Raw genomic sequence first — 7,180 nt, 5'->3', positions numbered from 1 at the left:
ATCCACGGCGCACGCAGTTCTAAAAAACAGCGAGACACACGCAGCTCACCACCGCGTGTGTCAAGGCGCGCTGTGACGCGCTCGGTAAGCGTCACAAATTCATCATTTCCCACATCATCGCGCGTACCGTGTCCGACAAGCAAAAGCGCCTTCATTGCGCGTCTTTTGCCTCCGCCAAAGTGCCTGCGCGCAGCGCCTCGAATCCAACCCGATGACAATAGTCGCCAAAGCGCTCCGCCGGTTTGCGCCCGGCTTTATAGTGGAGCAAAAGTGGCCGCAACGTGTCGACCGCCTGCGTGATCGGCAGCAGTTCCTGGTAGAGCGCGTTCATCCGCGCACCGTTGAAATCCCCGCCCAAAAAGAGGTCATATTTGCCGATGGTGCGCCCCACAAACCCGATGTCCCCAATATAGGGGCGTGCGCATCCGTTAGAACATCCCGTCATGCGAACGCTCATCACTTCGTTTTGCAGTCCAAGCTGGGCAAGCAGTTGATCGATCTCCTTAAGCACATCCGGCAGCATCCGCTCCGACTCGGCCGTCGCCAAACCGCAGGTGGGCAGCGCAGGGCAAGCCATCGCGTAGCGCACGACGTTGCTCAATTGTTCAGCGAGCGGGACACCAGCATCTAAGAGCAGCGCTTTGATCGCCTCACCTTGCTCTTCTGTAAGCCCAGAGAGAATCAGGTTTTGGTCGCACGTCAGATGAACCTCTGGCGCATACGTCTCCATAATCTCGCGAAGCACCGTGCGCAATTTCATCCGATCCGTATCGTGAATCCGCCCATTCTGCACGTAAATTCCGAGCGCAAAGCGACCGTTTTCTTCCGGGTAAAAGCCCAGATGGTCACTCGTCTGCTCCCACGTGAGTTCCCGCGGCGCGACCAGCGGACGGCCGAGCCGCGCGCTCAGTTCGTCGCGAAACCACGCCAGGCCGCGCTCGTGCAGCAGGTACTTGAAGCGCGAATAGCGGCGGTCTGCGCGATTGCCAAAATCACGTTGAATCTTTACGATCTCGCGACATGTCTCAATCAGCTGATCTGGCGTGACAAAGGTGAGTGGATCAGCCATTCGCGGAAACGTGTCGGCAATCGCCGCCGTGCGCCCCATTCCGCCGCCGACCAGGAGGGAGTAGCCGGCAACCGTTTCCCCGTCGCGATGCGCCACGATCCCGAGGTCATTCGCGTAGACATCGACGCAATTGTCGCCCTCAACCGCGAGCGCCAGCTTAAATTTGCGCGGCAAGTACGTCTTTCCGTAGAGCGGCTCTTCCGCTGCGCGATCGTCCGGTTGCCACTTTTCTCCGTCCAGCCAAATCTCGTGATACGCGTTCGTTTTCGCTGACAGTTCGTCGACCAGCGCCAACAGGTCTCGCCGCAGCGCTTGATGAAACGGACTGCGGTGAGGCGCGGGACACATGAGAATGTTGCGCACCTGATCGCCACAGCCGCCAAGCGTCGTGATCAAAACCTCATTGATGCCGGCAATCGTCTTTTTCAGATCGCCCTTCAACACGCCGTGCAGTTGAAACGTCTGTCGCGTCGTGATGCGCATGGTCTTGTTCCCGTACTCTTCAGCCAGTCTGTCAAACTGCAAATACGCAGCAGCCGGTAATACGCCGCCTGGAATGCGGGCGCGGATCATCATCTGGTAGTGCTTTTCACGACCCTCTTTTTTCAGTTGCTTGCGCAAATCACGGTCGTCTTGTTGATACACCCCGTGAAATTTGAGTTGCTGGATGCTTTCTTCCGTGAAGAACGACGTCTCGTTGATCAATTCCTCGGCGATCTCCCCGCGCAATTGATTGCCTTCACGCTTGATCACCTCAACATGCGAAACAGCCGTTTCCCGGTCTACACTCATGTAGTTACCTCCGCGAGTCCCGCCACGAGGACATCCGCCACCTCGGGACGTGTGAATTTAGGGGATGGGCGCTCTCCACTTCGGAGAATCGCGCGCACCTTCGTGCCGGACAGGATATAGCGGTGCTCTGCGTCGTGCGGGCACGTCTTGTCAGACGCCATACCGTCGCAGCGCTCGCAATAGAAGCTATTTTCAAAAAAGAGTGGTTGGATGCCTAACTCCTCCACTGTGAACGAAGAAAAGATATGCTGCGCATCATACGTTCCATAGTAACTCCCCACGCCCGCGTGATCGCGTCCCACGACAAAATGGGTGCATCCGTAGTTTCTGCGGACCAGCGCGTGAAACACCGCTTCGCGCGGACCTGCATAGCGCATCGCAGCCGGGTATGCGGCGAAAAAGACGCGATCTTTCGGATAGTAGTTGTCAAGCAGCACTTGATAGCTTCTCATGCGCACATCCGCCGGAATATCATCCGCCTTTGTCTCGCCGACGAGTGGATTCAAAAACAGGCCATCGACGATCTCAAGCGCACACTTTTGGATATACTCATGTGCGCGATGAACCGGGTTGCGGGTTTGAAAGCCAACAACTGTTTTCCATCCACGCTCTTTAAAGATCTCCCGCGTCTTTGTCGGATCGACATAAAAGGATGCGAATTCCGTCGGCTCAAAGCGACGGAGCAACTCGATATCACCCCCGACGTAAAACGGTTCGCGCGCATAGAGTTTATTCACGCCGGGATGCGCCTCATCGGTCGTGCGATAGACTGCTTGCGCCTCGCGCTCCTTGTCATAGCGATAGACGTCGCCTATCGTAAGAATCCCATAGATCACGCCGTTTTCATCGGTAAGCGCCGCGCGCTCTCCAGTCTTGAGTGATCCCGCCAATGTTTCTGACACGGGGAGAGTGACGGGAATCGTCCACACCGCGCCTGATGTCAGGTGCATGTGGTCGAGGACATGCTCATAATCCGCCTTATTCGAAAACCCTGTGAGCGGTGAAAACGCGCCAATCCCAATCAGTTCAAGGTCAGAGAGCGACCATGTTGTCAGCGGGATCTTTACCATTGATTCTGCTTCTCGTAAAAGGGTGCTGCGCTTTGCTTCTTCTACTATGCGATTGACGATCATTTGACGAAAACTCCATTCTCTATCTTATTGATGCAGACCGCACTCCGTCTTCTCAAACTCACTCCAACGACCACTGCGCGGATCGGCACCAGGCGCTACCGCTTTCGTGCAGTGAGAGCAGCCAATCGACGGAAAACCGCGATCATGCATTGGATTGTAAGGGACATCGTTTTGTACAAGATACTGCCACACCTGCTTGTGTGTCCAGAGCGCGAGTGGATTTACCTTTAAAAGCCCAAACTTCTCATCCACTTCAAACACTTGCGCATCGGCGCGCGTCGGCGCCTGGTCGCGGCGAATGCCTGTAATCCATCCGGCGTATCCTTTCAGATGATCGGCAAGCGGCTTGACCTTGCGAATGTCACAACAGAGATCGGGACGGGATTTCCAGAGTGCCTCACCATGTGACTGCGCTTGCTGCTCAAGCGTAAACTCTGGACTGACGCGAATCAAGTTTGGTGAAAAGCGCCGCTTCGTCTCTTCGATCAACGCGTACGTCTCGTCAAAGAGAACGTCCGTATCTAAATAGAAGATTGGCAGACTCGGCTTGATCTTCGTGACCATGTGCAAAATCACTTGATCTTCCGCGCCAAAACTGCAGGCGAACGTCAAATTGTCAATCTCCTTTACCGCGTGGCGAAGGATCTCTTCGGGCGCCCTCTCTTCAAACGCTTTGGCCCACATTGCGACATCGTAAGAACGGTCAAGAAGGATCGACAATTCAAAAACCACCATTCCGATTGTTTTAGTATGTTATTTGCGTATAGTGTACCCTGCGTTTTTTTCGTCGTCAAGAAGGATCACAAAAAAATCCTCACGCACACGCGCCGTTCATTCACGTTTCATCCTTTGCCCACACGCAGGGATCCGGACGTATCCATCATCGCGAGAACGACGGCCTGTGAGTGCGGATGCTCGACATCCTCCCAGGTTTTGTACCGGAGATCCTCCTTCGAAATGTGGTGCATGGCGGGCAATCCGGCGCGCGCATTTCTTCGAATCGCCTCAAGCAGCGTGCGCTTCTTGTCGATATTGCCTTGCAGCCCCTTCTTTCTCACATCGCGAAACTCGACATCTGTCACGACGACGTCTTCAGGAGCCTTCTGTTCAAGATACGGAAGCTCAAGCTCAGAAAAGAGAATCTGTTGAATCTCATCCACGGAGACTTCCGCCTCGTAATAGTCAACCCCCGGTTGGTCGCCCGCGCCTTCTCCCTTGCCCGCACCTTGAGCAGGCTGACTGTCGCGCGCGATGACATCACCGATCGACGATTCTCCGTCCCCCTGCCCCGCCTGCTGGCTCTTTCCGTAATTGAAGCGAAAGTGATACTCATCAAGCGATCGGATCGGTATTTTCATAATCTGTTTGCCATCCGTCATGATGATGCTTTCTTCACTGATGAGATCGGCGAGATTGTGGCGAATGGCCTCTTTCACCTTTTGTTGGTGGCGCGCCTGATCTTGTTGCCCTTTGCGGTGAAGAGACCAATCATCGCGACTCAACGTATACTGGCTGTGCGTCATGTCACTCACCCCTTGGGATTTTCGATTGCAAAAAGGGGCATGGTCACACACCGTGACGCACGCCCCGTTCGAAGAATAAGTCAGCGATTGAGTAGGCTCCCCGTATATTGAAGCAGCTCATTCGCGCAGGCCGCGCAATACCCGTACTCTTCCATGAGTCGTTTGCTGACTTCGTTCACTTTTTTCAGTTGCTTGCTGTCAGGCGTCTTGGTCGAAGTCGTAATCTTTACAACATCCTTCAAATCTGCAAACAGTTTTTTCTCAATCGCCTCGCGCAACCGCTCGTGCGAACTGTAGTCAAATCGCTTGCCGCGGCGCGCGTACGTTGAGATACGGATCAGGATCTCCTCGCGGAACGCTTTTTTGGCATTTTCTGAGATGCCGATCTGCTCCTCAATCGAGCGCATCAACTTCTCATCCGGGTCAAGCTCCTCGCCAGTGATTGGATCTTTCATCTTTTGCCAATTGCAATACGCTTCGACATTGTCGAGGTAATTGTCAAGCAACGTCTTCGCAGATTCCTCATACGAGTAGACAAACGCCTTTTGAACCTCTTTTTTCGCGAGTTCATCATATTCTTTGCGGGCAAGCGCGACGAAGTTTAACATTCGCTCGCGGTCTTCTTTCGTGATTGACGCGTGTTGGTCGAGCCCCTCCTTGATCGCGCGCAGGATGTCGAGCGCATTGATGCAGGATGTATCCCGCCGGATCAGCGCGCTTGAGATGCGATTGATCACGTAGCGCGGATCGATCCCATTCATGCCCTCTTCAGGCCACTCCGCCCGCAATTCCTGAACGTCTTTTTCCTTGAATCCTTCCACATTTTTGCCATCGTACAAGTACAGTTTCTTGAGTAGATCCATGCCTTGCTTTTTCGATTCCTTGAGACGTGTCAAAATGGAAAAAAGCGCCGCAGTGTGAAGCCCGTGCGGGGCGATGTGCACATCGCGCAAGTCACTCTGATGAACAAGTTTTTGGTAAATCTTAACTTCTTCTGATACCTTAAGGTTATACGGAATTGGCATCACGATCATCCGCGACTGCAACGCCTCATTACGCTTATTATTCACGAAATTCCGATACTCTGTCTCGTTTGTGTGCGCGATGACCATTTCATCAGGCGCGATAAACGCGCACAAACGAGACAACCGCTTCGAATGCTACGATGAACACCGCGCGCAGAGCAGGGCTGGCGATGGAGGGGCAGGTAAGCCTCAAGCAGCGCAAGGAAGCTAGCCAGCACTGCGCACCGAGCGTACGTCTTTGGTACGTGAGGGAGCAGGGCTGGCGATGACGCCGCGATGCGCAGAGGAGTTCTGCCCCGCGCGATGCGTAGAGGCGTTCTGCCCCTCTTTAAGGGAGTTATAAGGTGGAGCAAATATACTAATCCAAAATCATGCAGAGAAGGAAGGTGGAGTCATGACCAACGCGTATCTCCCCATTTTGTTTGTCGCGTGCATCGCGTTTCTCGCGCCGTTTCTCTCCCAACGTGTGACGCGCGGTATCGTGCCGACTGTCGTCATCGAGATTCTGCTCGGCATTCTGGTGGGTCCAGGCGGATTGAATTGGCTCCACAGCAACCAAACACTCGCGTTTCTCGCAGGCTTTGGCTTTACGTATCTGATGTTTCTGTCGGGCGTGGAACTCGACTTTGAGATGGTGCTCAGCTCTTCAAAAGGAGAAACGCCCCTATGGCGCGATGGCCTCATCTTTTTTCTCGCCGTAGCGGCAGCCACCGCCCTCATCGTCTTTCCACTCGCCGCTGCACACGTTTTGACACACCCTTACTTCTTTTTAGGGTTGATTTGCACGACGTCAATGGGCATCGTCGTACCCGCGCTCAAAGAGAGTCGCTGGCTGTCTCATCCGCTCGGCCAGCGCATCCTTGGCAACGCGCTCGCACTCGACTTCTTTCCACTGCTCTATCTCGCAGGATACACGTCGATTCGCGCCAGTGGACAAGCGCGCAGCCTCTTGCTCGTCATTTTCCTCTTTCTCGCAATGGCGCTCATCTATCGCTTTGTGCAGAGATTTCAAAATCACGCCTTCGTTCAGCTGCTAAAAAAATCGGAGACAGAATTCAGCGTGCGCGGCGCGTTTGCACTCATTCTGCTGTTTGTCGCGCTCGCCCAGGGCCTCGGTACACAAGTGGTTCTCGGGGCGTTTCTCGCCGGGGTTGTTGTCAGTCTGCTTGTCAAAAAGCACTCCGTTTTCACGCAGAAAATCAACTCGATCGGTTACGGGTTTTTTCTCCCTTTCTTTTTTGTGAATGTCGGCCTGACCTTTCAATTCAGCACGGCTCGACACTCGTGGCATTTCTGGGTGATCCTCTTGGTCCTGTTTCTTGCCATGTACATCACAAAATTTTTGCCGAGCGCCTTTTTACTGCGAATGATTCCGATGAAACAAAGGATAGGCGTCGGGGCCCTGCTCGGCTCACAACTGAGTCTGATGCTTCTCGCCAGTAAACTTGGACAACAACTGGGCGTCCTCTCTGCCGATATGGCAAACGGGCTGATTTTGCTCGCGATCATCTCATGCATCGTTTCGCCCCCAATTTTTTCGCGGCTTGTCGGACACAACAAGGAAGCCTTGCCTGTAGAGCAGGAAACCTCACTGTCACTCGACTTGCTCCCCGAAAACTGGACAGCGCAACACATTGA

Annotated in this window: 4 protein-coding genes and 2 pseudogenes; 1 reads left to right on the top strand and 5 read right to left on the bottom strand. The window is 54.0% G+C overall.

Translation table 11 applies throughout. The features are described from left to right. Positions 1 to 151 precede the first annotated feature (151 nt). From AYW79_RS14790 to AYW79_RS14770, 5 genes and pseudogenes are all read right to left on the bottom strand, one after another. Positions 152 to 1,861, bottom strand: coding sequence for an NADPH-dependent assimilatory sulfite reductase hemoprotein subunit (locus tag AYW79_RS14790; RefSeq protein WP_067567539.1), 1,710 nt, complete (start codon positions 1,859 to 1,861; stop codon positions 152 to 154). Further along, on the bottom strand, positions 1,858 to 2,994 hold the full coding sequence (gene sat / locus AYW79_RS14785; RefSeq protein ID WP_067567536.1) for a sulfate adenylyltransferase: 1,137 nt from the start codon (positions 2,992 to 2,994) through the stop codon (positions 1,858 to 1,860). The genes AYW79_RS14790 and sat overlap by 4 nt, the downstream gene beginning before the upstream one ends. 24 nt (positions 2,995 to 3,018) lie before the next feature. After that, complete coding sequence (locus tag AYW79_RS14780; protein ID WP_067567533.1) at positions 3,019 to 3,729, bottom strand: phosphoadenylyl-sulfate reductase; 711 nt, start codon at positions 3,727 to 3,729, stop codon at positions 3,019 to 3,021. A gap of 119 nt (positions 3,730 to 3,848) precedes the next feature. Beyond that, a pseudogene (locus AYW79_RS14775) lies at positions 3,849 to 4,517 on the bottom strand (DUF444 family protein); the annotation flags it as partial. 80 nt (positions 4,518 to 4,597) lie between these two features. Beyond that, positions 4,598 to 5,650 (bottom strand): annotated as a pseudogene (locus AYW79_RS14770) (protein prkA); the annotation flags it as partial. 286 nt (positions 5,651 to 5,936) lie between these two features. Here AYW79_RS14770 and AYW79_RS14765 point away from each other — a divergent pair. Beyond that, a partial coding sequence (locus AYW79_RS14765) for a cation:proton antiporter (protein WP_197461057.1) occupies positions 5,937 to 7,180 on the top strand: 1,244 nt, incomplete at its 3' end.

The sequence above is a fragment of the Ferroacidibacillus organovorans genome (genome assembly GCF_001642725.1).
GTDB classification, from domain to species: domain Bacteria; phylum Bacillota; class Bacilli; order Alicyclobacillales; family SLC66; genus Ferroacidibacillus; species Ferroacidibacillus organovorans.
This window is presented reverse-complemented; position numbering and strand designations above follow the sequence as displayed.